The 23,124-nt window shown below is 64.8% G+C and carries 17 protein-coding genes; 4 read left to right on the forward strand and 13 right to left on the reverse strand.

The features are described from left to right. Positions 1–21 precede the first annotated feature (21 nt). From GV035_RS26515 to GV035_RS26530, 4 genes are all read right to left on the reverse strand, one after another. Positions 22–945 (reverse strand): restriction endonuclease, encoded by a 924-nt coding sequence (locus tag GV035_RS26515; protein WP_159838683.1) that lies wholly within the window; start codon positions 943–945, stop codon positions 22–24. A gap of 190 nt (positions 946–1,135) precedes the next feature. After that, positions 1,136–1,573, reverse strand: coding sequence for a DUF29 domain-containing protein (locus GV035_RS26520; protein WP_159838721.1), 438 nt, complete (start codon positions 1,571–1,573; stop codon positions 1,136–1,138). A 94-nt stretch (positions 1,574–1,667) separates the two neighbouring features. Beyond that, positions 1,668–5,318 (reverse strand): DUF748 domain-containing protein, encoded by a 3,651-nt coding sequence (locus GV035_RS26525; RefSeq protein ID WP_159838685.1) that lies wholly within the window; start codon positions 5,316–5,318, stop codon positions 1,668–1,670. 132 nt (positions 5,319–5,450) lie between these two features. Beyond that, positions 5,451–6,917 (reverse strand): DUF1254 domain-containing protein, encoded by a 1,467-nt coding sequence (locus GV035_RS26530; RefSeq protein ID WP_159838687.1) that lies wholly within the window; start codon positions 6,915–6,917, stop codon positions 5,451–5,453. A gap of 263 nt (positions 6,918–7,180) precedes the next feature. Here GV035_RS26530 and GV035_RS26535 point away from each other — a divergent pair, with 263 nt between their 5' ends. Together GV035_RS26535 and GV035_RS26540 are read left to right on the forward strand one after the other, a co-directional pair. After that, complete coding sequence (locus GV035_RS26535) at positions 7,181–7,831, forward strand: FMN-binding negative transcriptional regulator (RefSeq protein WP_159838689.1); 651 nt, start codon at positions 7,181–7,183, stop codon at positions 7,829–7,831. Between the two features lie 149 nt (positions 7,832–7,980). Beyond that, the gene (locus GV035_RS26540; protein ID WP_159838723.1) at positions 7,981–10,212 is read left to right on the forward strand and encodes a heavy metal translocating P-type ATPase; all 2,232 of its coding nucleotides are present in this window, start codon (positions 7,981–7,983) and stop codon (positions 10,210–10,212) included. Between the two features lie 84 nt (positions 10,213–10,296). On the opposite strand, the gene GV035_RS26545 is transcribed toward GV035_RS26540, so the two are convergent. Beyond that, positions 10,297–10,506 carry a hypothetical protein gene (locus GV035_RS26545; protein WP_159838691.1) on the reverse strand — a complete coding sequence of 70 codons (210 nt, stop codon included), beginning with the start codon at positions 10,504–10,506 and terminating at the stop codon, positions 10,297–10,299. A 181-nt stretch (positions 10,507–10,687) separates the two neighbouring features. Between GV035_RS26545 and GV035_RS26550 the strand changes: the two genes are divergently transcribed. Continuing rightward, complete coding sequence (locus GV035_RS26550) at positions 10,688–12,007, forward strand: hypothetical protein (protein WP_159838693.1); 1,320 nt, start codon at positions 10,688–10,690, stop codon at positions 12,005–12,007. 177 nt (positions 12,008–12,184) lie between these two features. Further along, complete coding sequence (gene purU / locus GV035_RS26555) at positions 12,185–13,060, forward strand: formyltetrahydrofolate deformylase (protein WP_159838695.1); 876 nt, start codon at positions 12,185–12,187, stop codon at positions 13,058–13,060. 60 nt (positions 13,061–13,120) lie between these two features. Here the strand turns inward: purU and GV035_RS26560 are convergent, their stop codons facing one another. The 8 genes from GV035_RS26560 to GV035_RS26595 all read right to left on the reverse strand — a co-directional run bounded on the left by GV035_RS26560 (position 13,121) and on the right by GV035_RS26595 (position 23,124). Further along, positions 13,121–13,975 (reverse strand): glycine betaine ABC transporter substrate-binding protein, encoded by an 855-nt coding sequence (locus GV035_RS26560; protein ID WP_159838697.1) that lies wholly within the window; start codon positions 13,973–13,975, stop codon positions 13,121–13,123. 100 nt (positions 13,976–14,075) lie between these two features. Next, positions 14,076–15,269 carry a 2Fe-2S iron-sulfur cluster-binding protein gene (locus tag GV035_RS26565; RefSeq protein WP_442859607.1) on the reverse strand — a complete coding sequence of 398 codons (1,194 nt, stop codon included), beginning with the start codon at positions 15,267–15,269 and terminating at the stop codon, positions 14,076–14,078. 20 nt (positions 15,270–15,289) lie between these two features. Beyond that, entirely contained in the window at positions 15,290–16,585 is a 1,296-nt protein-coding gene (locus GV035_RS26570) for an aromatic ring-hydroxylating oxygenase subunit alpha (RefSeq protein WP_159838699.1), read from the reverse strand. A 50-nt stretch (positions 16,586–16,635) separates the two neighbouring features. Continuing rightward, positions 16,636–17,394 carry an electron transfer flavoprotein subunit beta/FixA family protein gene (locus GV035_RS26575; protein ID WP_159838701.1) on the reverse strand — a complete coding sequence of 253 codons (759 nt, stop codon included), beginning with the start codon at positions 17,392–17,394 and terminating at the stop codon, positions 16,636–16,638. After that, entirely contained in the window at positions 17,391–18,557 is a 1,167-nt protein-coding gene (locus GV035_RS26580) for an electron transfer flavoprotein subunit alpha/FixB family protein (RefSeq protein ID WP_159838703.1), read from the reverse strand. The genes GV035_RS26575 and GV035_RS26580 overlap by 4 nt, the downstream gene beginning before the upstream one ends. Positions 18,558–18,560: 3 nt before the next feature. Beyond that, positions 18,561–20,474 (reverse strand): (Fe-S)-binding protein, encoded by a 1,914-nt coding sequence (locus GV035_RS26585; RefSeq protein WP_159838705.1) that lies wholly within the window; start codon positions 20,472–20,474, stop codon positions 18,561–18,563. Positions 20,475–20,489: 15 nt separating this feature from the next. Next, entirely contained in the window at positions 20,490–22,553 is a 2,064-nt protein-coding gene (locus GV035_RS26590; RefSeq protein WP_159838707.1) for an NADH:flavin oxidoreductase, read from the reverse strand. Positions 22,554–22,587: 34 nt separating this feature from the next. After that, positions 22,588–23,124: a DUF5943 domain-containing protein gene (locus GV035_RS26595; RefSeq protein WP_159838709.1), complete on the reverse strand. Its 537-nt coding sequence runs from the start codon at positions 23,122–23,124 to the stop codon at positions 22,588–22,590.

Consider the following 23,124-nt stretch of genomic DNA (forward strand, 5'->3'; position numbering starts at 1 on the left):
GCATTGAGGCGGGGGCGGCGTCTAGCTCTGGGGCGTGAGGAAGTAGATCGGCGTAAGCGGCATGCGCGCTCGCGCCTCGTCATCGAGCTTCCGATAGAACTCTATCCATAGTTCAATCAGCCGCTCCGAGTCGATTAAGGTAATCTTGCGACGCTCCTGATTTCTCGCGAAAGACTCCGCGTCGCGTGTAAAGCCACCGAGCGAGACATATAAGCCAACGTCGTCCTCGTTGATGATGGCGATAAAAGACTTGAGCCCGTCCTTGTCTACGCGATGTCCGACGCGCTTGACTTGTACCTTGATGCGCGGCGGACGTGTTCCTAGCGGGTCGGTGTTTGCAATGATGTCAACACCACCGTCCTTGCCCGGCGGCGATACCCAACCTATGTGATAGCCCATCGCCCTTAACAAGTCAGCGACAAGATCTTGGAATTCGTACGGCGGCATCGCGTGCAGGTGGCGTTCGATTTCGCCCCAGGCTTGCTCTTCGGCTTGTTCGAACGTAACGCTGGCTGCCTCGGCATCGACATCAAAGGACAATGCTGCTTGTTCGCTCAGTTTCGCCGAAACGCTAGCCAGTCCGACGGGATCGCGAGACTGCGACGCACGCCACTGCCCATATAGGCGGCCCGCTTCACGGCAGAAGTCAGCTGGTTCTTTGAACTTCTCGTGCGCCGATATCCCTTCGTCGGTGACTACCCAAACCCCTTTGTGCTTGACTAGCCAACCGGCCTTTACGCACGCCACAGTCGCGAAGCGTACGATCTTCTCGAATCGTCTTACGCCCGAACTCTCGTAACGTCCGGCTTCGTGAGGCGTTAAGGTCACGCTCTGGGCCAACATCTCCAACGCTTGTCTCGCCGCCATGCCTTCGGGGTGAGATATCAGAATGTCGAACAACTTCTTAAGAAGTTCGCCGGTACGTTGCCTGGATGTTTCAGCCATTGCAGTTCCTCGTCGAATTGCGCATACGGTACGAAGCGCGATAAGGCTGCAATTCTCGTAGATCGGCCGTCCACGACTGTCACAATGCATGGCATCGCACTCGGCGGTCCGACGTTTCGCAGGTGTGTCACAAGCCTGCGTGACGTCCGAATTGGCGCAATCGCTGACGCCATGTACAGCGCCACTCCGCTCAGTCAGGATAAAACTCGGGATCGAGGACGTGGGTCATCGACCAGGGGCAGGTCTCGGGAAACGCGTCGATATCCAGACCGGTTTCCGACTCCGCGAGATTGCGGGCGCGCGACCAGATCACATCGATCCAGGCCGCGTCATCGAACTTTCCGCGCAGGCTGGGCGCTTCGCCCAGCACGTACGCCACCTCTTTGCGCTGCGTGCGGATGGTATGGCTCCAGCTCTTGCTTCGTCGCGCGTGCTGATACGTCCACTTCAACAAATGCGCCAGCAACACCGACATCCGGCTCGCCAATTCGCGTTGCTCGCTCTTGCCCACGTCCTCGATTTCCTCCGCGATATGCTCGATATCGATGGCCGTGAGCTTCCCCGCACGCAGCAGCGCGGCCTGTTCCCTGGCCCACGCGACGACGTCCTGCTCGTAAGGCGTTCCCATCGGCTGACTCCCGTTTTCTTTCGACTCTCCGGTTTCGCTCATACTAAGTCGTCCCTCGCTGTTCTTCGAGATCATCCGTTCGGCTAACGCTGCGCTACTTCAAGCCCAGGTCCACGCGGCTTCCCGCGCCTTTATCGTCGATGCCCTCGGCAGTCAGTTTCGGCGCCACGACGAAAATCCGGCTGCTGTCGATCTTCCCGTCGAAGTACTCCTTCACCGCCTGCGCGCGCCGCTGAGCGAGGTCGCGCAACGAAGCCTCGTCGACCGGGGCGTTCTGCAGCAGCGCGGCTTTCATGTCCGTATCCGGCAACGTCTTGGTGAGGCCGATCATATTGCGCGGCTTCTTGAAATCCGCCGACTTGTAGACCTTCGTCAGGTACTTGTCGTAGTCGTCGCCGGACACCTTCACGCTCGCCCAGTCGACGTTCTCGCCGTTGCCCGACATGTCGCGCACCTTCGCGCGCTTCACCTGAGCGTCGAGCCACGCCCTGCGCAGGCCCGGCTCGTCCACCTTCGGATCGACGCGCCCGGTCACGTCCAGCCGGATCGACGGCTTGTCCGCGAGCGCCTTCGCGATCGTGTCGAGCTTTTTCTGCGCGGCATCGGTGAGCGTGGCCGACCCGGCGTCGAATTCGACGTAGTTCAGCTCCTCTCCGCTGCCGCCGAACGCATGCGCCAGCAGCGAGAACGGCGCGGTGACGGCCTTCTGCACGAGGTTCAGAATGGCCTGCCACACGAGCCCGCCGACCGAAAACTCCGGGTTCGACAGCGAGCCTGAAATAGGGATGTTCACGTCGATCTCGCCGCGCGAGTTCTTGAGCAGCGATACGGCGAGCCGCACCGGCAGTTTTGTCGCGCTCGGATTGTCGATGTGATCGCCAAACGTCAACTGGTCGATGAACAGGTGGTTGTTCGCCGTCAGCTTGTCGTCGGCGAGCATGTAGTGAAGATCGACGTTGAGCTTGCCCTTCGTGATCGGATAACCTGCGTATTTCGACGAGTACGGCGTGAGGTTCGTCAATTCCACGTCATGCGCGCTCGCGGTCAGGTCGAGCGCCGGTTTCGCGATCAGCGGATTCACCTGCCCCTTGATCGACACCGGCCCGTTCGCCGCGAGCTTCGCGGTGACATCGACGGGCGCGGGCGTTGTCGAATGCGTGCCGAACGCGCCGATCGTCCCGTTGATCGCGACCAGATTCGCCGTGTAGTTCGGCTTGATGAAGTCGTCGGTATAGGTGACGCGGCCGTTCTGCAACACGAGCTGGCCGAAGCGCATGTTGACCGGCGGCCCGGATTTCGCCGTGTCGGCGGGCGCGCTCGCGGCCACGGGCGCCGACGCCGCCGGCTGCGTCACCGATTCCGCGGGCGCGTTGCCGCTCGCGACGACGTTCTTCAGATTCAGCTTGCCCTGCGCGTCCAGCAGCACGCGTCCATAGAAATTGGCGAACGTGACGCGCGCCGCCTCCACGTCCGTGCCGCGATCGCCGTAGCTCGCCTTCAGGTTCGTGAGGCCGAGCAGCTTCCAGCCGGCGAAACGGTCGGACGTGGCCTTGTCGATCATGCGTACGTCGGTGAGCGAGGCGTCGCCCTTGTAGGTCGCCGCGAGCGTCTTGCCGCTGCCCGACATCGTGACGTCGCCGTCCGCGTTGAGCGATGCGCTCGCCACTTCGACGTTGAGCTTGTCGCCGAAATACGGCTCGAACGCGGACGCATCGACCTGATCGCCCTTCATGTGCAGCGCGACCTTGAGCGGACTGAGCGTGACATTGCCGTTCACGCCGAGCGCGCCGCGGCCATTGAGCGTGAGTTTGCCGTCGACGGCGAGCGGCTTTGTCAGGTCGTCGCTGAACTGTCTGACGTTGACCGACAGTGGCGCGACGCGCAGCGTCACGGGCCGCGCGGGCGTTTCGTCGGTGAACGTGGCCGATGCGCCATCCAGCCCGATCTGGCCGATCCGATAGCGCCACGCCGGACCGGCCTCCTGCGCCTTCTGAACCTTGCGCGTCGCGGTCTGTTCGGGCGCGGCCTCGTGCGGCCCGGCGAGCGCAGCCAGATCGATGCTGCCGTCCTTGCGGCGCGTCGCCGCAAGCGCCAGGCCGCTCGCCTGCACGCTGTCGAGCGCGGCGGTGCGCGCGGCGACGTCCACCTTGCTGATTTTGGCGACCGCCGAGCCGAGCTTGATCGGCGCCGCGCCCGTCGCATTCGACGGAACCAGCGTCAATCCGGCAAGCGTGACGTCGCCCGCGCCGACCTGCGCGCCGGCATCGGGCTTCGACCAGTCGACCGAAACCGGCAGATTCGCGCTCAGCGTGCCCGCGACGACGCGCGCCGCCACCAGGTTCGCGATGTACGGCTGCAGCGGCGCCAGCGCGAGCGCATCAAGCGCAATCCTGGCGTCCGCCGTGTGCGCGGCGAGCGTGACGTTGCCCGAGGCGTCGAGCGTGCCGCCCTTGTCCGACGCGGTCTTGAGCGTGTAGCGCGCGGGCGTTTTCGCGAGCGTCGAGAAGCCGTCGAGCGTGACGGCGAGATTCGTCAACGCGGCTTCGACGTGCTGCTTCAGCAGATCGTCGGCATACGCGAGCCGCCCGCCGTCGATGGCGAGATGACGGATCGCGAGATCGAGCGGCGGGGCCTTGTTGTCAGCGGGTTTCGCGGCGGCCGGCTGGGATGCCGGCGCAAGCTTCGTCACGTTCAGCGCGCCGGACGCGTCGCGCGTGAGATGCGCGTCAGGCCCGGAGAGCGTGATTTCGTCGAAGTGATAGATGCTGCGCAGCGGTTCCATGTTCGCGATCTTCACGTGCAGCGCCCGTGCGGCCAGAAGCGGCGCGTTCGCGCGGTCGGTCACGACGGCGTCGGCGAGATCGGCGGTGCCGTCGACGCGGATGGTCGGCACGTCGCCCGCCATCGCAAAACGCACGTCGAGGTGGGTCGAAAGCCGCCCGCGCTTCACCACGACCGGCAGCGACGCAGGCGCGTAGGACGCCATCTGCGGCACGTCGAGCCCGTCGAGCGTCAGTGCGATGTCGGATTCGCGCGACTGCGCGAACGGCTTCGTGCGGCCCTTCAGCACGAGCGGCGAACCGTCGATGCGCGCCTGCAGGAGCGGCGTCACGAAAATATCCGTGGCGGACGGCAACGTCGCGATGAACGGAATGCCGAGCGCGAAGCGGTCGATGGTGTGCTTCGTTTTCGTGAGCCGGTCGTCGACATCGATGCGCCCGTTCTCGATCCGGATGTTCGACACCGAAAACCGCGCAGGCTTGTCCGACGGCGGCGACGAAGGCTTCGAGAACTTCGCGATCAGATCCGAGAAATTGAAATGCTCGGCGTCGTACCGGACGATGCTCAAGCGCGGCGAGTCGATCTTCAGTTCATCGACGACCGGCGCGAGCCGGAACAGCGACGCCCACGAAGTCCGCACCACGAGCCGCGAGACATCGACGAAACTCGCGGCGTTCGCGGCGTGAGCGGGCGCTTCGCCGATATGCACGTCATCGGCTTCGAAATCGAGCGTATAGGGATTGAGCGCGATGCGCCGGATGCTGACGGGCCGGTCGATCTGTTTCGCGAGCTGCTGTTCGGCGACGTGCCGGATGATCGGCGGCGCGACGAAAAAGCCCAGCAGCCCGATGACCAGCAGCGCGACGATGAATCCGATAGCAATGCGCCGCGTGCGGCGCGCGTGGACGACGCCGCGCAAGGTCTGCCCGGCCGTGGAAAACGTTGACTTCGTGGTGCTCGACATTCGATGCGCGGCGACGCGATGCGCGCATCGGCGCGGCGCGATCTCGCCGTCTCGGAAGGGGGATGCCCGAGTATACGACGATGCGCCGCGCGAACGGTGTCAAAACGCCAGATGACGTCGCGCGTGCCGACGCTATTGGCGCTGTACGGGCGGCGGCGCCCAGGTGCCGTCGCTGGCCTGCGGCTTGGGCGCGTAGAGACGCATCGTCAACTGGAACTCGCCTGCGGGCGCCGGCAGCCAGTTCGACGCACGCGCCCTGCCCGGCGAATCAGCCGACACGATCACGTCGATGGAACCATCGCGATTCTTCTTCAGGCGGTCGCGGTCGGAAATCGAGAGGCGCGGCGCTCTGGCATCGGCGAGCGCGCCGTCTTTCGTGTAGGCCGTGAGCGTCCAGAAGCCGCGCACGGGCGGAAGCTGATTCGGCGCGAAGTGCAGCACGTACTCATTGCCGCCGTTGAGCGCGTGGCCGTCGCTGTCGGCCACGGAAACCGGCTTCGTTTCGCCGTCCTTCGTGCTCGTCGCCGTCTGCCGGCGGGCGAGATACGCGCGCAGCGTGTAGTCGATGCCGTAATTGCCCGCGCCGTCGCCAAACCAGGTCCAGCCATTCTTCGTGATCGCGTTGGGCGGCACGGTCGAGAGCCGCTCGCGCGCCTGTGCGATGCCCGCGTCGAGCACCGGCGCGTCCGTCGTCTTGAATTGCACCGGCTCGCCGGGCTTCACGCCCAGATCGGCGAGGCGGTTCATCGCGGGGGTGTCGGCGGTGGCGGGCGGGTTGTCGTCGAGCGAGCGGGCGAGACGCGCGAAGAACGCGCTGGCGTCGAGCGATTCGGCCTGCGCGCCCGGCGATGCCGTCGGCGGCGCGGCGGGCAGCGGCGGCACGGACGGCTGCTGGCCGCTGCTGCCGCCCGGCCACGCGCCGGTGACGGCGGGCGTCGCATCGGCGGCGGAGCCTTTCGCGGGCGTGAGCGGCTCGATGCGCATCGCGGTTTGCAGCTTGCGCGCCTCGCGCACGTCGCGCGCGCCGTTGACGCGCACGCGGACCGACAGCCACACGTAGCGCGTGCGGCATTCGACGCGCGTCGCGTCCGCCGGCAGCGGGCCGGTCCAGCCCGCCGGCACGAACGCGATCAACTGCATCTTCGGATACGGCGTCGTGTCGGCGCTGGAATAGAGCGCGTTGGTCCATGCGTCGAACGCGCGCGCATCCAGATAGCGTCCGCGCGGCGCGGCGGGCAGCGAGACGATCACGGGATCGGCGGAGACATCGAGCCAGGCGGTCGAATCGAGCGTATCGACGCTCGGCCAGCCCGCCGCACCGACGGGCGGCAGCGCGCTCGGATGCCGGAAGGTGTTGAGCGGCGGCCGGCCGGACTGCGCCGCGCTGCTGCTCGCGCGTTCGCGGGCGATGTCCGAGGCGACAAGCGGAAACCCGAACGTGTACGCATCCGCCACCTGATCCTTCACCCAGCCAGTGCTGGCTTTGACTTCGGGCGGCTTGGTCGCCGCGCAGCCGGCGAGGAGGCTCGTTCCGGCCAGGCTTGCGGTCAAATAGAAAGCGGCGTTCAGCGGGAAGGTCCAGCGTCGTTCAGGGTTCATCGAATGGGTGTCCGGTTCTTGTTTCGCATCGAGTCGCGCAGGTCCGCGCGCAAACCCATGCTGCCGCCTTCGCGTGTACGCCTCGAAAAGGCGCGGGAACTATCTCGAAATTCGGGTTTTAACGTATCCGCTGATGATAGGCAAGAAGCCGCATGCAAAACCGTCGCAACTCGCTGACGACTCGCAGCAAACTTCATGCGCCGGCATCGCGTAACATGAAGTCTTCGCCGCTGTCGTTCATTCCACCGTCACAGAGCCGACCGATGTATCTGCCCGCCCACTTCGAAGAAAACCGCGCCGACGTTCTCCATGCGCTGATCGCCGCGAATCCGTTCGGCGCGCTCGTCACGCACGGTCCCAACGGGCTGGACGCAAACCACGTTCCGTTCGAGTTCGAGGCGTCGCCAGGCGGGCACGGCGTCCTGCGCGCGCATGTGGCGCGGGCCAATCCGGTCTGGAAAGAAGTGGCGCCGGGCGAGAACGTGCTCGTCATTTTTCAGGGCGAAGACGGCTATATCTCGCCGAATTTCTATCCGAGCAAGCAGGAAACGCATCGTCAGGTGCCGACGTGGAATTATCTCGTCGTGCACGCGCACGGCCGCATCACCGTGCGCGACGACGAAGCGTACGTGCGCGGCGTCGTCGCGCGGCTCACGCGCAAGATGGAAGCGGCGGAGCCCGCGCCGTGGAAAATGGGCGACGCCCCGCGCGATTACATCGATCAAATGCTGGGCGCGATCGTCGGCATAGAAATCGAGGTGACGCGCCTCGTCGGCAAAGCGAAGCTCTCGCAGAACAAGGCCGATGCCGACCGCCTTGGCGCGGTCGACGGTCTGCGCCAGCGCGGCGGCGACGCGGCGCACGCGCTCGCCGATGCCATGCTCGCCACCATGAACCCTCCGTCGCGCGGCTGAAAAACCGCGCTTGACCTTCCAGTCATTGGAAGGTCAATACTGGATACATTCGAACGGGAACTGCGCCCGTTCAGCGAGATCCGGAGCGTTTCACCATGTCATCGGCTTCAACTCATTCCGAACGGACCGCCGAATTCGCCGTCGGCGGCATGACCTGCGCGTCGTGCGTGGCGCGCGTCGAGAAGATGCTCAAGCGCGTGCCGGGCGTGGATGCCGTCGCCGTCAATCTCGCGACAGAACGCGCCACGGTCCACGCGAGGGATACCGTCACCGACGACCAGCTCCTCGCCGCGATCACGAAAGCGGGCTACGAAGCCACGCGCATCGTGCCCGACGCGCCGCCCGCCGCCGCTGCCCACACGCGTGACCGCGAATTCGCGGCGGTGCTCGGCTGCGCGGTGCTTTCGCTGCCGCTTCTCGCGCCCATGTTCGGCCTCGCGCTCTCGCCGTGGCTGCAGCTGGCGCTCGCGAGCGCGGTGCAGTTCGGTTTCGGATGGCGCTTCTACGTGGGCGGCTATCGCGCCGTGCGCGCGCTCTCGGGAAACATGGATCTGCTCGTCGCGCTCGGGACGTCGGCGGCGTGGGGCGTGTCCGTCTATCAGATGTTCGCGCATGGCGGCGGCCACGCGCATCTCTACTTCGAGGCGTCGGCGGTGGTCATCACGCTGGTGCGCTTCGGCAAATGGCTCGAGGCTCGCGCGAAGCGTCAGACGACCGACGCGATCCGCGCGCTCAACGCGCTGCGCCCGGACAAGGCGCGCATACGCGATGCCGCCGATGCCTCGCGTGAACGCGAAGTCGCGCTGACGGACGTGCGGATCGGCGATATCGCCATCGTGCGGCCGGGTGAGCGCGTGCCGGTAGACGGCATCGTGCGCGAGGGCCGCACGCATATCGACGAATCGCTGATTACGGGCGAAAGCCTGCCGGTCGCCAAGGAGCCGGGCGCGCGCGCGACGGGCGGCTCGATCAACGGCGAAGGCGCGATCGCTATTGAGACGACCGCCGTCGGCGCGGAGACGACGCTCGCGCGCATCATCCGGCTCGTCGAATCGGCGCAGGCGGAGAAGGCGCCGATCCAGCGGCTCGTCGATCGCGTGTCCGCCGTATTCGTGCCGGCGATTCTCGGCATCGCGCTCGTCACGCTGGCCGGCTGGCTGCTGCACGGCGCCAGCGGCGAGACGGCGCTGCTGAATGCGGTCGCGGTGCTGGTGATCGCGTGCCCGTGCGCGCTCGGCCTCGCGACGCCCACCGCGATCATGGCGGGCACGGGCGTCGCCGCGCGTCAGGGCGTTCTCATCAAGGACGCCGAGGCGCTGGAGCGCGCGCACGCCATCGAAATCGTCGCGTTCGACAAGACCGGGACGCTGACAGTCGGGCGGCCGAGTCTGGTCGCGTTCGACGCCGCGCCGGGGCAGGATCGCGACGAGGCGCTCGCGCTCGCGGCGGCGGTGCAGCGCATGAGCGAGCATCCGCTGGCGAAGGCGGTCGTTGCCGCGGCAGGCGATACCGATGCCACGCGGCGCTTCCGGACACGCGCGGTCCGGGCAGTCGCGGGGCGCGGTGTGGAAGCGGACGTCGACATGGCAGCGCAGGACGGCGCGGCACAGCGCATCGCGATCGGTAGCGAACGCTGGCGCGAAGAACTGAACGCGAACGTGCCCGAACCGCTCGCCGAACGCGCCCGCGATCTCGAAGCGCAAGGCAACACGATCTCCTGGCTGATCGCGCCGGATCGCCGCGGCGTGCTCGCGCTGCTGGCGTTCGGCGACACGCTCAAGCCGACCGCCCGCGCCGCCATCGAGCGTCTTTCGCGCATGGGCGTGACAAGCGCGCTCGTCACGGGCGACAACGCGGGCAGCGCGCAGGCTGTCGCGCGCGCGCTCGGCATTGCGCCGGAACGGGTGCACGCGAATACGCTGCCCGCCGACAAGGCGCAGGTCGTCGCGCGACTGAAGGCGTCGGCGAAAGGCGTCGTCGCGATGGCGGGCGACGGCATCAACGACGCGCCCGCGCTCGCCGCCGCCGACATCGGCATTGCGATGGCGAGCGGCACCGATGTCGCGATCGAAGCGGCGGGCATCACGCTGATGCGCGGCGATCCCGCGCTCGTCGCCGATGCCATCGACATTTCGCGGCGCACGTATCGCAAGATTCGCCAGAACCTGTTCTGGGCGTTCGTCTATAACCTGATCGGCATTCCGCTCGCGGCGCTCGGCATGCTCGATCCGATGGTCGCGGGCGCGGCGATGGCATTTTCGAGCGTGAGCGTGGTCACGAATGCGCTGCTGCTGAGGACGTGGCGCGCGCAGGCCGGATTGCGAGGCGCGGACGTGGACGCCGCCGGGCGCGACGGCAGGGCGATCACGCGGCCCGCGTAGAGCGCGGCGGCGATGTCATCGAAGGAAGCGGCGTGCGCGGCGTCGCCTCCGAGCATTTCCACATGTAGATAGATGCGCTTCCTGTCATGCGCGATCACGCGCGGCTGGATACGCACCGCCGCGCGTTCCGTCTTGCCGCAATGTCGCCTCGCGCAGTTCGTGCGGGCGCATGCCGATGCCGCTTGCCAGCGGCGTCTCGTCAAGACACACGCTGCCCATCAGCGAGGACAAGTCGGCTGCGACCGCCGCGACGAGCGCGCTCAGCGAGCCGGCTGTATCGAACAAACGCTGCATCGACCTCTCACGGAGCGCGTAGCCGCTCGTCCGCGCGCGTTTCGACGCCCTCGCGGCGCGTCCATCGAATTTCTTCGATTTCAGACATGCCCGATACCGTTACGCGCGCGCGCTCTCCATACTTCGAAAACTGTAAAAAAACCGCAATCACGCAACGTAAGCATTGTTTCCCGCACGACTTATGACAACCCGCTGCCTTAGCTTTCTCCGGGTCGACGCACCCGCCGTTCTCGCCAATCACAAGCACTATTGCGCGCAACTGGGCTACGAACATGAAGCCCTATCGCTGGTCGGTCTCGAATCCAAAGCGCAACGCTTGCTGCTGAAGTACGAAACCGTGCTGCACCATCTTCGGCAGATGCCCGAAAACGCGCTGCTCGTCTGCCTGAGCGAAGACTGTCTCGTGCTCAACATGCATCCAGTCGAACCCATGGCCGAAGGTCGTCAGCATCTTCTGCCTGCGCTCGGTGGCAATACCGGCAAGGAACAGACCGAGCTGCAGGTCTGGCGCAATACGCAGCCCATCCGCGATTTCATCATTCACTGCATCGCGCAATGCAAGATTTGCGGGGCGACGGACGACGAAATCCAGCTTCTCTCCCCGCTCGACTACATCGAGCCGCACGGCGAGCGCGGCGGCATCATGTGCGCCATGTTCTGCAATCCGCGCTTCGAACCGGTCTGGGCGAAGCACGCGAATCTGTGGACCATCGTCATGTCGGAACAGGAGATGTACGGGTTCATCCATCCGTCGTTCCGCAACGCGCTTGCCGAGCACATCAACGATTGCCAGCAAAAGGGCGCGCGTCTGCTCGACTTCTCGCGCCATGCGGCGTACGCGCCTGCCGAGCCCTTCAGCGTCTTCAATCCTGGCCGGCCTATTGCCCTCGTGACGTATTACACGGCCAACGTGCGCAACTACGGCGCGGTCGCGGAGCAGAACATGCGGCGCTATTGCGAGCGCCACGGCTACACGCTCTACGTCTACCGCGACACGCCCGCCGACGCCGATCCCGGCAGCACCGGCACGTGGCTCAAGCCGTGGTTCCTGCGCAAGCATTTGCCGCATCACGAATGGACGATCTGGATCGATGCCGACATCCTCTTCGTCAACCAGAAGAAGGCGCTGGAGCCGCTGCTCGCCAATCGCGACATTCTCGCCGCGCACGACATCGGTCCGTGGGTCATCAACGCGGGCGTGCTGGGCTTCAAGCGCACGCCGGACAACGCGGCCTTCGTCGAGGAAATCTATCGGCACGTGAGCGCCGCGCCCGACAAATCCAGCACCTACGCGAACGGCGGCGATCAGACGATCATCGCGAATCTGCTGCGCGAGCGGCTCGGCTGGACGCTCGAAAGCGGACACGACTGCGTGAGCCTGAATACGCCGTGGTATTTCCAGCAGCCATCGAGCTTGATGGTGCATTTCGTCGCGATTCAATCGCCGCTGCGCGCCATGCTGATGTCGGCGCAGGAGCGCGTCAGCCTGCAAGCGGGCTGAGGCGGCTCGGGCGGCGCGTCGCCGCGTGCGCTTCACGCCGCACGCGGCGCGACCGCCTGACGCTTTCATACCAGCGCGACGGCGCATCCCTTCTATCGCGCGCGCCATCCCCTTTGCTCTACTAGCGAGACGCTCGCCCAATTGCGGGCGGCGCCTTACTTCGAACGTGGAGCACGCATGTCAGCGCAACCTCGCCTCAATCAACTGGTGCTCACCGTCGCGTGTCCGAGCGCGGCCGGTCAGGTGGCCGCGATAGTCGGCTTTCTCGAACACCATCACGGCTATATCGACGAACTCAGCGTCTTCGACGACGACCTGAGCGAACGCTTCTTCGTGCGCTGCGTCTTTCATGCCGCGCGCCGCGACGACACACTCGATCTTGCGATGCTCCAGCGCGAATTCGCGCCCATCGCCGCGCGTTATTCGATGACATGGGCGATGCACGACCTCGCCGTGCGCCCGAAGGTGCTCATCATGGTCTCGAAGCTGGAGCACTGCCTCGCCGATCTGCTCTTTCGCTGGCGCATGGGCGAACTGAAGATGGATATCGCGGGCATCGCGTCGAATCATACGGATCTCGCGCCGCTCGCCGCGCAGCACGGCCTGCCGTTTCATCATCTGCCGATCACCGCCGATAACAAGCCGCAGCAGGAAGCGCGCGTGCTCGACCTCTTCGAGACATCGGGCGCCGAGTTGCTGATTCTCGCGCGCTACATGCAGATTCTTTCGGGCGAAACGAGCCGCAAGATCGCGGGGCGCGCGATCAACATCCATCATTCGTTTCTGCCCGGATTCAAGGGCGCGAAGCCGTATCATCAGGCGCATGCGCGCGGCGTGAAACTCATCGGCGCGACCGCGCACTTCGTCACCGACGATCTCGACGAAGGCCCGATCATCGAGCAGGAAGTGGAGCGCGTGGATCATTCCTACAGCCCGGAACGTCTGCTGGCAACCGGACGCGATGTCGAATGCATCACGCTCGCGCGTGCGGTCAAGGCGTTCGTCGAGCGGCGCGTTTTCATCAACGGCGAGCGCACCGTCGTGCTGCGCTGAGACCTGAAACGCAAAAGCGCCGCTCACGAGCGGCGCTTTTACGCGGGTCCGGCCAAACGCTTACTTCACCCAGCTATCCACGCGGTCGCCGTGTGCGCTGATCCATGCGTCGGCGGCGGCAGTCGGCTTCTCGCCGTTCTGCGTCGCGAGCATCACGCTGTCGATCTCGCCCGGCTTCCACTGGAATTTCTTCAGGAACGCAACCACGGGCGGCGCCTTCGTTTCCAGTTCAGGATTGATGACGTTGTCCACGTGCTCGGCTTCACCGAACACCTTTTTCGGATCGTCGAGGAACTTCAGCTTGTACTTCGCGAACATCCAGTGCGGCTTCCACCCCGTCACGATGATCGGCTTGTTGGCCGCTTCCGAGCGGGCAAGCTCGGCCGTCATTGCGCTGCCCGAGCTCGGCATGAGTCGGTAATCGAGGTTGTACGCCTTGATCGCTTCGCTCGTCTTCTGCATGACGCCCGCACCCGCGTCGATGCCGACGATGCGCGAATCGAACTCCGCCTTCTTCGCTTCGAGATCGGAAAGGCTCGATACGTCCGCGTTTTCCGGCACGATCAGGCCGATCTTCGCGTCATTGAAGTTCGGTCCGAGATTCACGACCTTCGACTTGAAGTTGTTCCAGTACGCGCCATGCGTGACCGGCAGCCATGCGGAAAGCGTCGCGTCTAGGTCGCCGCGCGCCACGCCTTGCCACATCACCCCGGCTGCGACCGGCACGAGTTGCACCTGATAGCCTAGGCGCTTTTCGATGATGCGCGCCGCCACGTTCGACGTCGCCACGCTATCGTCCCATCCTTCGACGTAGCCGATCTTGATGGTCGGTTTCGTATCGGCGCCCGCACCGAAGCTCGCGGCGAGGGCCGCGCTCATCGCGCCCAGCACGAACAGTCTTCTCATCGCTTTCATTGCTCTCCCCTTTGCGGCCCCACGCCGTGTATGCAGAATCGCCAGCCAGAATTGCCACGTAACGCGCTTTTACGACACGCAGTTGTCCAGAAACGACGCGCTATTTGTCGACGACGAGATCGGAGAGCGGCGTGCTGCAACACAGCAGCACCATGCCCTGATCGATTTCGCGCTGACGGATGCCGCCCGCATGTTTCATCGCCACTTCGCCGGACACGAGCTTCACCTTGCACGTGCCGCACATGCCCTGCGTACACGACGACGGCAGGCGCACGCCGGCTTTCTTCGCGGCATCGAGCACATGCTGCGTGCTGCCGCATTCGATTTCGCGCCGGCTCTTCGCGAAGCTCACCTTGAACGTGGTGTCCACGGGCGCGGGCGCGAAGCCGCTTGCGTCATCGCGTGCTTCGATGGTGTCGGCGTGCGCGGCCACTGCATCGGTGACATGCGCGCTCGCCAATTGCGACGCCACCTCGGCGATGGTTTCGAACGAGAAGCTCTCTTCGTGATAGTGCGCGCGGTCGAAGCCGCCTTCATCGAGCAGATCGCGCACCGCCTTCATATACGGCGCCGGACCGCACGTGAAGACTTCGCGTTCTAGGAAGTCCGGCGCCATCAGCTTCAAGAGCGGCAAGCTCAAAAACCCTGTAATTCCAGGCCAGTTCGTGCGCGCGCCCACACGCTCGCACACGAACGCGGTGCGGAAGTTCGCATGATTCGACGCAATGAGATCCAGCTCGCGCGCAAAGATGATGTCGTCCGGCGTGCGCGCGCTGTGCACGAAGACGATGTCGGCATCGTCGCCCAGTTCGTGATGCGCGCGGCTCATCGACATGAGCGGCGTGATGCCCGATCCCGCCGAGAGAAACAGGAACTTGCGCGCCGGATGCCGTGCGCAGGTGAATTCGCCGGACGGTCCGAGCACGTGTACGCGCGATCCCGCGACGACGTTGTCATGCAGCCAGTTCGACACCTTGCCGCCCGGCACGCGCTTGACCGTGATCGAAATGGTATGCGGGCGCGTGGGCGCGGACGAGATCGTATAGCAGCGATTCACCGGCTCGCCGTCGATATCGAGCTCCAGTGTGATGAACTGCCCCGGCTCGAAAACGAACGTGCGTTCATCGGCTGCCCGGAAGAAGAAACTCTTCACGTCGTGCGTTTCCTGCCGGACGTGACAGCAGACGAGCGTGTCGTCGGTGTCGCTGTTCCAGCGCGCGGGCAGCGCGCCCCAGAACCTCGGTTGTGTCACGCGGCTTGGGGTCGGCTCGAACGTGGCCTGATCGCGCATCATGATGTGCCTCTTGAACGCGCCTAGCGCATGAAGGAAACGACTTTCTCGCCATGCGACGCGAGCTTCTCGTCAGGCGCATTCGCGTAGTCGCCGAGCCGCGCGATATACCACTCGCAGAACTTTTCGACGAGCCCTTCGGTAAAGGGCGAATACGGGCCCGGCTCGTAGGCGCTGCTGACCGCGCCCAGTTGCGAGTACTCGACGAGCGTGCGGTCCTGATCGTTCGTCGCGCGCCAGACGGCCGTGAGGTTCTCCACGTCGTAATCGACGCCTTCCTGCGCATCCTTGTGCACGAGCCACTTCGTTCGCACCAGCGTTTCGCCTGCGGACAGCGGAATCACGCTGAACGTGACAATGTGATCGCTCATGAAGTGATGCCAGGAATTCGGCTGCGTCCAGAACGACAAGCCGCCGAGGTCCGCACGCGCGAAGCCGCCTAGCAGCTTCTTCGACGCGACCTTCGCATCGAGCGTCTGCGATTCGCCGTCGCGATCGAGCGGCAGGCGCTGCGTGCGAAAGCCGGTGACGAGATCGGACAGACGTTCGATCTCCGCCGAAGGCAGGTTCATCGCTTCCCACTGCTTCGTGCGTTCGACCACCGTGCGCTCGAACGCGGCCATGCCTTCTTCGTTCGCGGGCGAGCGTTGATAGCCGAAGCCGTATTCATAGAGCGAAATGGTCAGCTCGGGATGGTTCGCCACGCAGTGATAGCACTCGCGATTGTTCTCCATCGTGAGCTTCCAGTTGCCCTTCTCCACGATGTCGATGCTCGCCGCGATCTTGCAATCGTTGAGGCCATGCGGAAGCAGATACGGCTCCATGGCCGCGCGCATCACGGCGAAGTCGGCGGGCGGTTCATCGGCGAGACAGATGAAGATGAGCCCCGCGAGATTTTCGACGTGAACCTTCTTCAGGCTGTGCTTGCAGCGGTCGAACTGATCGCCCATGTGCTCGGCGAACATGAGATCGCCGGTCAGGCTGTAGGTCCAGCTGTGATACGGGCACACGATATTGCCGAGCGAGCCTTTCTCTTCGTTGCACAGCCGCGCGCCGCGATGACGGCACACGTTATGGAACGCGCGAATCTGCATGTCGTCGTCGCGCACGATCAGGATCGAATCGCTGCCGATCTCGACGGTCGTGTAATCGCCGGGCTCGGGCACGTCCGGCTCGACGGCGACCTGAATCCAGTGTTGCCCGAAAATCGCGTCCATATCGAGCGCGTGGATTTCATCGCTCGTGTAGAACGGCGCTTCGAGCGTGTAGCCCTTCTTGCGGCGTTCGATCATCGCGCGAACGTCTGCGGAAACTTTCATCGTGTGCTCCTGCATCGCTTTTGGCCCGTTTGTCTTCGCTATGCGCCGAATCAGTAATCGACGAGTCGATGCTCGCGCAAATACGCCAGAATCACTTGTGCTTTTTCGACGGAACTCCCTTCAATTACGACGCTGCCGCCACGGCTTTCCGTCGTCGTCGCCGAGAGCATGCGCGCGTGGCCGCTGCGCTTTTCCGGCGCGGCGAGGCGCTTCGGCTTCGCGGCAATCGCACCGAGCGTCCACGCGCCGCGTTCGTTGTCCACGGGCGCGTTCGACGCGACCGGCACGACGCGTCCCTCGCGCATCCGCGCATACGCATAGCGCGGCGCGGCATTGGCGAGCGGATGCACGGCAATGAGCACGGGCGACTGCACGCGCACGCGCCTGCGCAGTCCCTTCGGCATGAACTGGCGCACATCGACGCCTTCGTTCGTCACGCTGACATCGACCGCCGAGCCGACGAGCGCGATGTTCAACGCATTCGCCAGCGTGTAAGGCAGCGTGCCGCTATCGAACGCGCCTTCCGCGCGCGTGCCGGTCATCACGAGGTCGTAGCCTGCGATGCGCTGGGCGAGCGCGGCGCACGCGTCGCCTTCGGTGTTGAGCACTTCCACGCGCGGCGCGCCGAGCGCGAGATACTCGGCAAGCGCGGGATTGGCGGGATCGCCCGCGTGCAGCACGTCGAGTTGCGCGCCGTGTTGCTTCGCGATATCCAGCGCAATCGTCAGCGCAGCCGCGTCGTTGCGGCTATAGCGCGCGACGCCGCTTAACGGATGGCGTCCCACGGAAACGAGTACGGCGATTTTCATGCGAACACTCCTTCCGCGAGCGGCGCGTCATGGACAACGGACGCCCCGCTCGCACGCGATGCGCGCGCGGCGGCAGCGGCGTCGGTGAGCGCCTTGATCGTCTCATGCGTATCCGCGACGACCGTGAGATTCGCGCGCTTCGCGATGGGCGCGCTGGCATCGGAATTCACCGCGATGACATGGCGGCAATCCTTGATGCCTTGCAGATGCTGCACCGCGCCCGAGATACCGAACGCGATATAGACGCTTGCCTGCACGGTCTTGCCCGTTGCGCCGATCTGTTTGTCGCGCGTGAACTTGCCGTCGTCCACGGCGACACGGCTCGCGCCTATCGCCGCGCCGAGCGTGCTGGCGAGCGTTTCGAACGCGGGAACGTCGGAGACGCCATTGCCCGCCGACACGATGAAATCCGCCTCTTCCAGCGCGATCTGCGCGGCATCCAGTTCTTCGATACCGAGATCGATATACGCACTCGCCGCCGATGCGGGCACGATGCCCTCGCTCGACACGCGTTCGCCCGCGCCGACGAAAGGCAGCTTCGCCTCGACCGCGTTCGGCGCGAGCAAGACGACCTCCGGCAACGCGCGCGATGCCCATGCGCGGCCCGCTTGCGCATAACTCGCGGCGTGCGCGGCATCGAATTCGACCACGTGCGTGGCGATGCTCGCACCGGCGAGCGCCGCGTAACGGCGGCCGAGATCGCCATCGCCCGTTGCGTTGTCGGGCATGAAGACATGCACGGGCGCGAACGCAGCGGCGCATGCAGCGAGCGCGCGCAGTTCGTCGTCCGGTGCGAAGCGCCGGCTGTCGAACGCGTCGAGTTCGATAAAACGATCCGCGCCGAGCGATGCGACATCGTCGTTCAACGTGCCGAACGCGATCAGCACGACCTCGGTCTCGTCGTCCGCGAGCAACGCGGCGGCGGCAAGCGCCTGACGCGCGTGATCGTCCAGCGCACCGCGATCCGTATGGGCGGCCACGAGCACGCTGCGCCGCGCGGCCTTCGTCATGCGACGCGGCTTCGCCGTATCGCGATGCCCCGCATGAGCCGCTGCGAAGTCATGCAATGCGCCCGTGCCGACTTCGCCCAGCGTGATACGCCGCAGTCCTGCCGTCGTGACGATGAACGGTCGGCGCGGATCGATTCGTTTGATCGTGTTCATGCGTTACTCCAGTGCTGCGGCGACCAGCTCCGCCACGTCGAGCACTTCGGGACGAGCACCGACCACGCCTTCGAGCATCGCGGTGCATTGCGGGCAGCCCACCGCGACCACGTCCGCGCCGACCGCTTTCGCGTCGGCCATGCGGATATCGGGAATCCGCTGTTTGCCGGGGATATCCGTGAGCGGCGCACCGCCGCCGCCGCCGCAACAGCGGGCACGCATGCCGTGGCGTTCCATCTCGACCACCTTGATGCCGATGGTCTTCAGCAGCTTGCGCGGCGCCTCGATCTCGCCGTTGTAGCGGCCCAGATAGCAGGGATCGTGATACGTGATCTTCTTGTCCGCGAGCACGGCGGCCGCCTTCGGCGTGAGCTTGCCGTTCTGCATGAGTTCGGCCATCAACGCGGTGTGATGCTGCACTTCGTAGAAGCCGCCGAGCGCGCGATATTCGTTGCGCAAGCTGTGCAGCACGTGCGGGTCCGCGGTGACGATGCGCCGGAACGTATAGCGCGACAGCGTCTCCATGAGCTTCGACGCGCATTGCTGGAACGTGGCTTCGTCGCCCAAGCGGCGAGCGGTATCGCCCGTATCGGTTTCCGCGCCGCCCAGCACCGCGTAGTCCACGCCCGCCTTGTTCAGCACCTTCACGAACGCGCGCAGCGTGCGTTGATAGCGCATGTCGAAGGCGCCTTCGCCTGCTATCAGCAAGACATCGACGGGACGTCCCGGCTGCGCGACCTGCACTTGCAGATCCACCGACCAGTCGTAACGCGCGCCGATATCGTAGCCATTCACGCTGCCGGTCTCGCGCAGATTCGCCAGCGTGATCGGCCCTTTGCCCGGCACGTCGCCTTCGACGAGCGTCTGATTGCGGCGCATGTCGACGATGGCATCGACATGTTCGATCAGCATCGGGCACTCCTGCACGCACGCGCGGCAAGTCGTGCAGGACCAGATGGTGTCCGCTTCGATCATGCTGGAAATCAGCGGCTTGCCCGGCGCGCCTGCATGCTTGCCGATGGGAATGCCAGGCGTGGGACTGCCCGCATACGCCGCGTCCGTGCCGCCGACCATGCCGGTCACGAGATCCTGTATCAGCTTCTTCGGGTTCAACGGTTGACCCGATGCGAACGCGGGACACGCGGCCTCGCACTTGCCGCACTGCACGCATGCATCGAAACTCAAGAGCTGGTTCCAGCGGAACTCGACCGGCTTGCCGACGCCGTACTCCTTCGCATCGAGCACAGGCTGTTTCAAAGCGGTCGGCGGCACGACATCGTGCTCGTGCGCGGCCTTGAAACGCTCCTGACGCGGATGAAACGCGAGATGCAGAAGACCGGCCATCGCGTGCTTCATGGGACCGCCGCGCGCCGCGCCGAAGGTCATCGTGTACGCGCCCGCCGCTATCGACAACGCGACGATGATCGCAAGCGCGCCCGACATCCACGTGGCAGGCAACAGCGTGAACAATGCAAGGCCGAGCGCGAACGCACCGAGCAGCAGCGGCAAGGCGTCCCACGGTCCGCGCGACAGACGCGCGGGCACCTGTTTCGCGCCGTGCCTGCGCTTCCACACAAAGAACGTGCCGGCCAGCATGACGAGCGCCGCGATGAAGATCAGCTTGTCGATCCACGGCGAATAGATCGCGAGACCATAGTTCAGGAAGACGAGCGCCATCGCGAGAATCGCGCCGCCGGCTGTCGCGACGTGCGTCTTCGCGATGTACGGATCGCGCGCAACTACATGATGCAGGTCCACGAAGTAACGCTTCGGGATACTAAGCAGATTCGCCCATCCGTACGCGCCGGCGGCGGTCGCCCGCCCTTCGCGCCAGTATGCCGCGCGCTTCATCACGGCGAAGGCGAGGCCCGCCACCGAAAGCCACAGCAAGACGGTGATGACAAACACGGGATTCATCGTGCAATGCCCTCGTCAAAAGTCTTTGCAAAGCCGCAGCGCGTCGTAGATCGCGCCGTGGATGTTGTGCATCGAAATGCAGTCGCCGACGCGGAACAAGAGGAACCGTCCGTTGCCGAGCTCTTCGGACAGGCACGGTTGCGCTTCCGATGCGAAGAGCTTGTGCACGTCCACCTGCCCGCGATTCAGCGATTCGGGCTTGAGCTTCCAGTACAGCGCGTCGTTGGGCGTGCTGCCGTTTTCGATCACGACCTGATCGACCGCGCGCTCTTCCTGCTCTTCGGTGTACTCGTTGCGCAGCACGGCGATCTTCTTGCCGTTTTCCTCGTACACCTTGTCGAGCCAGAAGTTCGGCGTATGAATGACGCCTTGCGCATACAGCCGCCGATAAAAGATGGGGAACGTGGTGCCGCCTACGTCGTCGGCCACCTTCACATCGGGCGTCACAATCTCGACGTTTCCGCCGCGTGACGCGATGAAGTCCGCTACGCCCGCACCGGCATGGGTGCTCACGCCGTCGTAGACGAGCACGTTCTTGCCGGGCTCGACCTTGCCCGAGAGAATGTCCCACGCGCTCACGGCGAGCCCTTGTTCGACGCCCCACGCCGGCACCTGATCCGTGAACGACGAGCCGCCCGTCGCCAGCACGACGATGTCCGGCTTCTCCGCCATGATGGCCTTGTCGTCAGCCGCCAGCCCCAGGCGCCTGTCCACGCCGAGCCGCTTCGTTTCCATGTCGAACCATCGAACGATGCCCGCCATCTGCTCGCGTTGCGGCGCCTTCGCGGCCAGCATGATCTGACCGCCGACGTAATCGTTCTTCTCGAACAGCACGACATCATGGCCGCGCGACTTCGCCACGCGCGCCGCCTCCAGTCCCGCAGGCCCCGCGCCGACCACCACGACCTTGCGCTTCGGTCCGCGCGTCTTTTCGATGACATGCGGCATGGTCGCTTCGCGCGATGTCGCCGCGTTCTGCACGCACAGCACATCGAGCCCGTTGTACTGACGGTCGATGCAATAGTTCGCGCCGACGCACTGCTTGATCTCGTCCTCGCGGCCGTCGCGAATCTTGATGACCATGTGCGGGTCCGCGATCTGCGCGCGTGTCATGCCGACGAGATCGACCATGCCGTTAGCGAGCAGACGTTCCGCTTGTCCTGCATCGCGGATGCTCTGCGCATGCATGATCGGCAGCTTCACCACCGACTTGATTCCCGCCGCTAGATGCACGAACGGTTCGGGCGGAAGCGCCATCGGCGGCATGCAGTTGGCGAGCGTGTTGTGCGTATCGGCGCCGGAGCCGATCACGCCAACGTAATCGATGAGCCCCGTCTCCGACATCGCCTGCGCGATTTCCTTCAGGTTCTCGTGCGACAGGCCGTCTTCATGGAACTCGTCGCCGCACATGCGCAGGCCCACGCAGAAATCCGCGCCCACGGCTTCGCGCACGGCCTTCAGCACTTCCACGCCGAAGCGCAAGCGGTTCTCAAGCGAGCCGCCCCATTCGTCCGTGCGAAAGTTGGTGCGCGGGCTCCAGAACTGATCGATCAGATGCTGGTGCGCCGCCGAGATCTCGATGCCGTCCATGCCCGCATCCTTCACGCGCTTCGCAGCCGCCGCGAAATCTTCGATGATGCGGCGAATCTCTTCGACTTCGATGATCTTCGCGTTGCCGCGATGCACCGGCTCGCGCACGCCCGACGGTGTCATCAGATGCGGCCAGTTCTCGCCGTGCCATGCAGAGCGGCGGCCCATATGCGTCGCCTGAATCATGATCTTCGCGCCGTGACGATGCATGGCTTCGGCGAGGCGCGAAAGCGGATCGATGATCTTGTCGGTCGACAGATTCACCGACTTCCACCAGCCTTGCGGACTGTCGATCGACACCGGGCTCGAACCGCCGCAGATGGCGAGTCCCACGCCGCCCTTCGCTTTTTCCTCGTAATAGCGGATATAGCGATCGCCGGGCAGACCGCCCGGTTCGGCATACACCTCCGCATGCGCCGTGCTGACGATGCGGTTACGCAAGGTCAGCGTGTTCAGTGTGAGCGGCTTGAAAAGGTTCGGGTAACGCATGGCGGACAACCTCGGAATGATTTCGCTACGGCGTCTAGAGTGCGAGCGGCGACACTTCGAACACGCAATGATCGTGGCCTTCCGCCGCGCATTGCGTTTCGATGGATCGCGAGCGCGGGCCTTTCTTCGCGCTATCGGACACGGTGTCGTTCACCCAGTCCATCGCGCCGGCGAACCAGCCCGCGAACATGTAGCAGAGCTTGCCCTGCTTGCCCGGCTGCGCAAGCACGAACGACGAGTGCTGCAAGTGAATGCGCGCCATCGCGCTTTGCGGGTCCGATTCGACGATATCGAAGAGACCCCAGCCGCGCTGCGACAGGCGCTTCAGGTAATGATCGAACACGGCCATGCCGGCAATGCCGTGTTTCGCGGCTTCTTTATCGCACCAGTGATACGCGGACTTGTAGCCGGCCTTGTAGAGAATCTCGGCGTACGTCTCGCGTCCCAGTGCTTCTTCGACGGCCACATGATTGTTCGTGAAGAAATGGCGCGGCACGTAGAGCATCGGCAGCGCGTCGGTGGTCCAGACGCCTGTTTGCGCGTCGACGTCGATAGGCAGTTGCGGTTGCAT

This window comes from Burkholderia sp. 8Y (genome assembly GCF_902506145.1).
Taxonomy (GTDB): Bacteria; Pseudomonadota; Gammaproteobacteria; order Burkholderiales; family Burkholderiaceae; genus Caballeronia.

Bases quoted from the DNA above. Each gene is read 5' to 3' on its own strand.
- GV035_RS26595 (WP_159838709.1), bottom strand. From the start codon at position 23,124: ATGCAACCGCAACTGCCTATCGACGTCGACGCGCAAACAGGCGTCTGG.
- GV035_RS26550 (WP_159838693.1), top strand. From the start codon at position 10,688: ATGACAACCCGCTGCCTTAGCTTTCTCCGGGTCGACGCACCCGCCGTT.
- GV035_RS26540 (WP_159838723.1), top strand. From the start codon at position 7,981: ATGACCTGCGCGTCGTGCGTGGCGCGCGTCGAGAAGATGCTCAAGCGC.
- GV035_RS26525 (WP_159838685.1), bottom strand. From the start codon at position 5,318: ATGTCGAGCACCACGAAGTCAACGTTTTCCACGGCCGGGCAGACCTTG.
- GV035_RS26565 (WP_442859607.1), bottom strand. From the start codon at position 15,269: ATGATGCGCGATCAGGCCACGTTCGAGCCGACCCCAAGCCGCGTGACA.
- GV035_RS26515 (WP_159838683.1), bottom strand. From the start codon at position 945: ATGGCTGAAACATCCAGGCAACGTACCGGCGAACTTCTTAAGAAGTTG.
- GV035_RS26575 (WP_159838701.1), bottom strand. From the start codon at position 17,394: ATGAAAATCGCCGTACTCGTTTCCGTGGGACGCCATCCGTTAAGCGGC.
- GV035_RS26530 (WP_159838687.1), bottom strand. From the start codon at position 6,917: ATGAACCCTGAACGACGCTGGACCTTCCCGCTGAACGCCGCTTTCTAT.
- GV035_RS26535 (WP_159838689.1), top strand. From the start codon at position 7,181: ATGTATCTGCCCGCCCACTTCGAAGAAAACCGCGCCGACGTTCTCCAT.
- purU (WP_159838695.1), top strand. From the start codon at position 12,185: ATGTCAGCGCAACCTCGCCTCAATCAACTGGTGCTCACCGTCGCGTGT.
- GV035_RS26545 (WP_159838691.1), bottom strand. From the start codon at position 10,506: ATGCAGCGTTTGTTCGATACAGCCGGCTCGCTGAGCGCGCTCGTCGCG.
- GV035_RS26560 (WP_159838697.1), bottom strand. From the start codon at position 13,975: ATGAAAGCGATGAGAAGACTGTTCGTGCTGGGCGCGATGAGCGCGGCC.
- GV035_RS26585 (WP_159838705.1), bottom strand. From the start codon at position 20,474: ATGAATCCCGTGTTTGTCATCACCGTCTTGCTGTGGCTTTCGGTGGCG.
- GV035_RS26520 (WP_159838721.1), bottom strand. From the start codon at position 1,573: ATGGGAACGCCTTACGAGCAGGACGTCGTCGCGTGGGCCAGGGAACAG.
- GV035_RS26590 (WP_159838707.1), bottom strand. From the start codon at position 22,553: ATGCGTTACCCGAACCTTTTCAAGCCGCTCACACTGAACACGCTGACC.
- GV035_RS26570 (WP_159838699.1), bottom strand. From the start codon at position 16,585: ATGAAAGTTTCCGCAGACGTTCGCGCGATGATCGAACGCCGCAAGAAG.
- GV035_RS26580 (WP_159838703.1), bottom strand. From the start codon at position 18,557: ATGAACACGATCAAACGAATCGATCCGCGCCGACCGTTCATCGTCACG.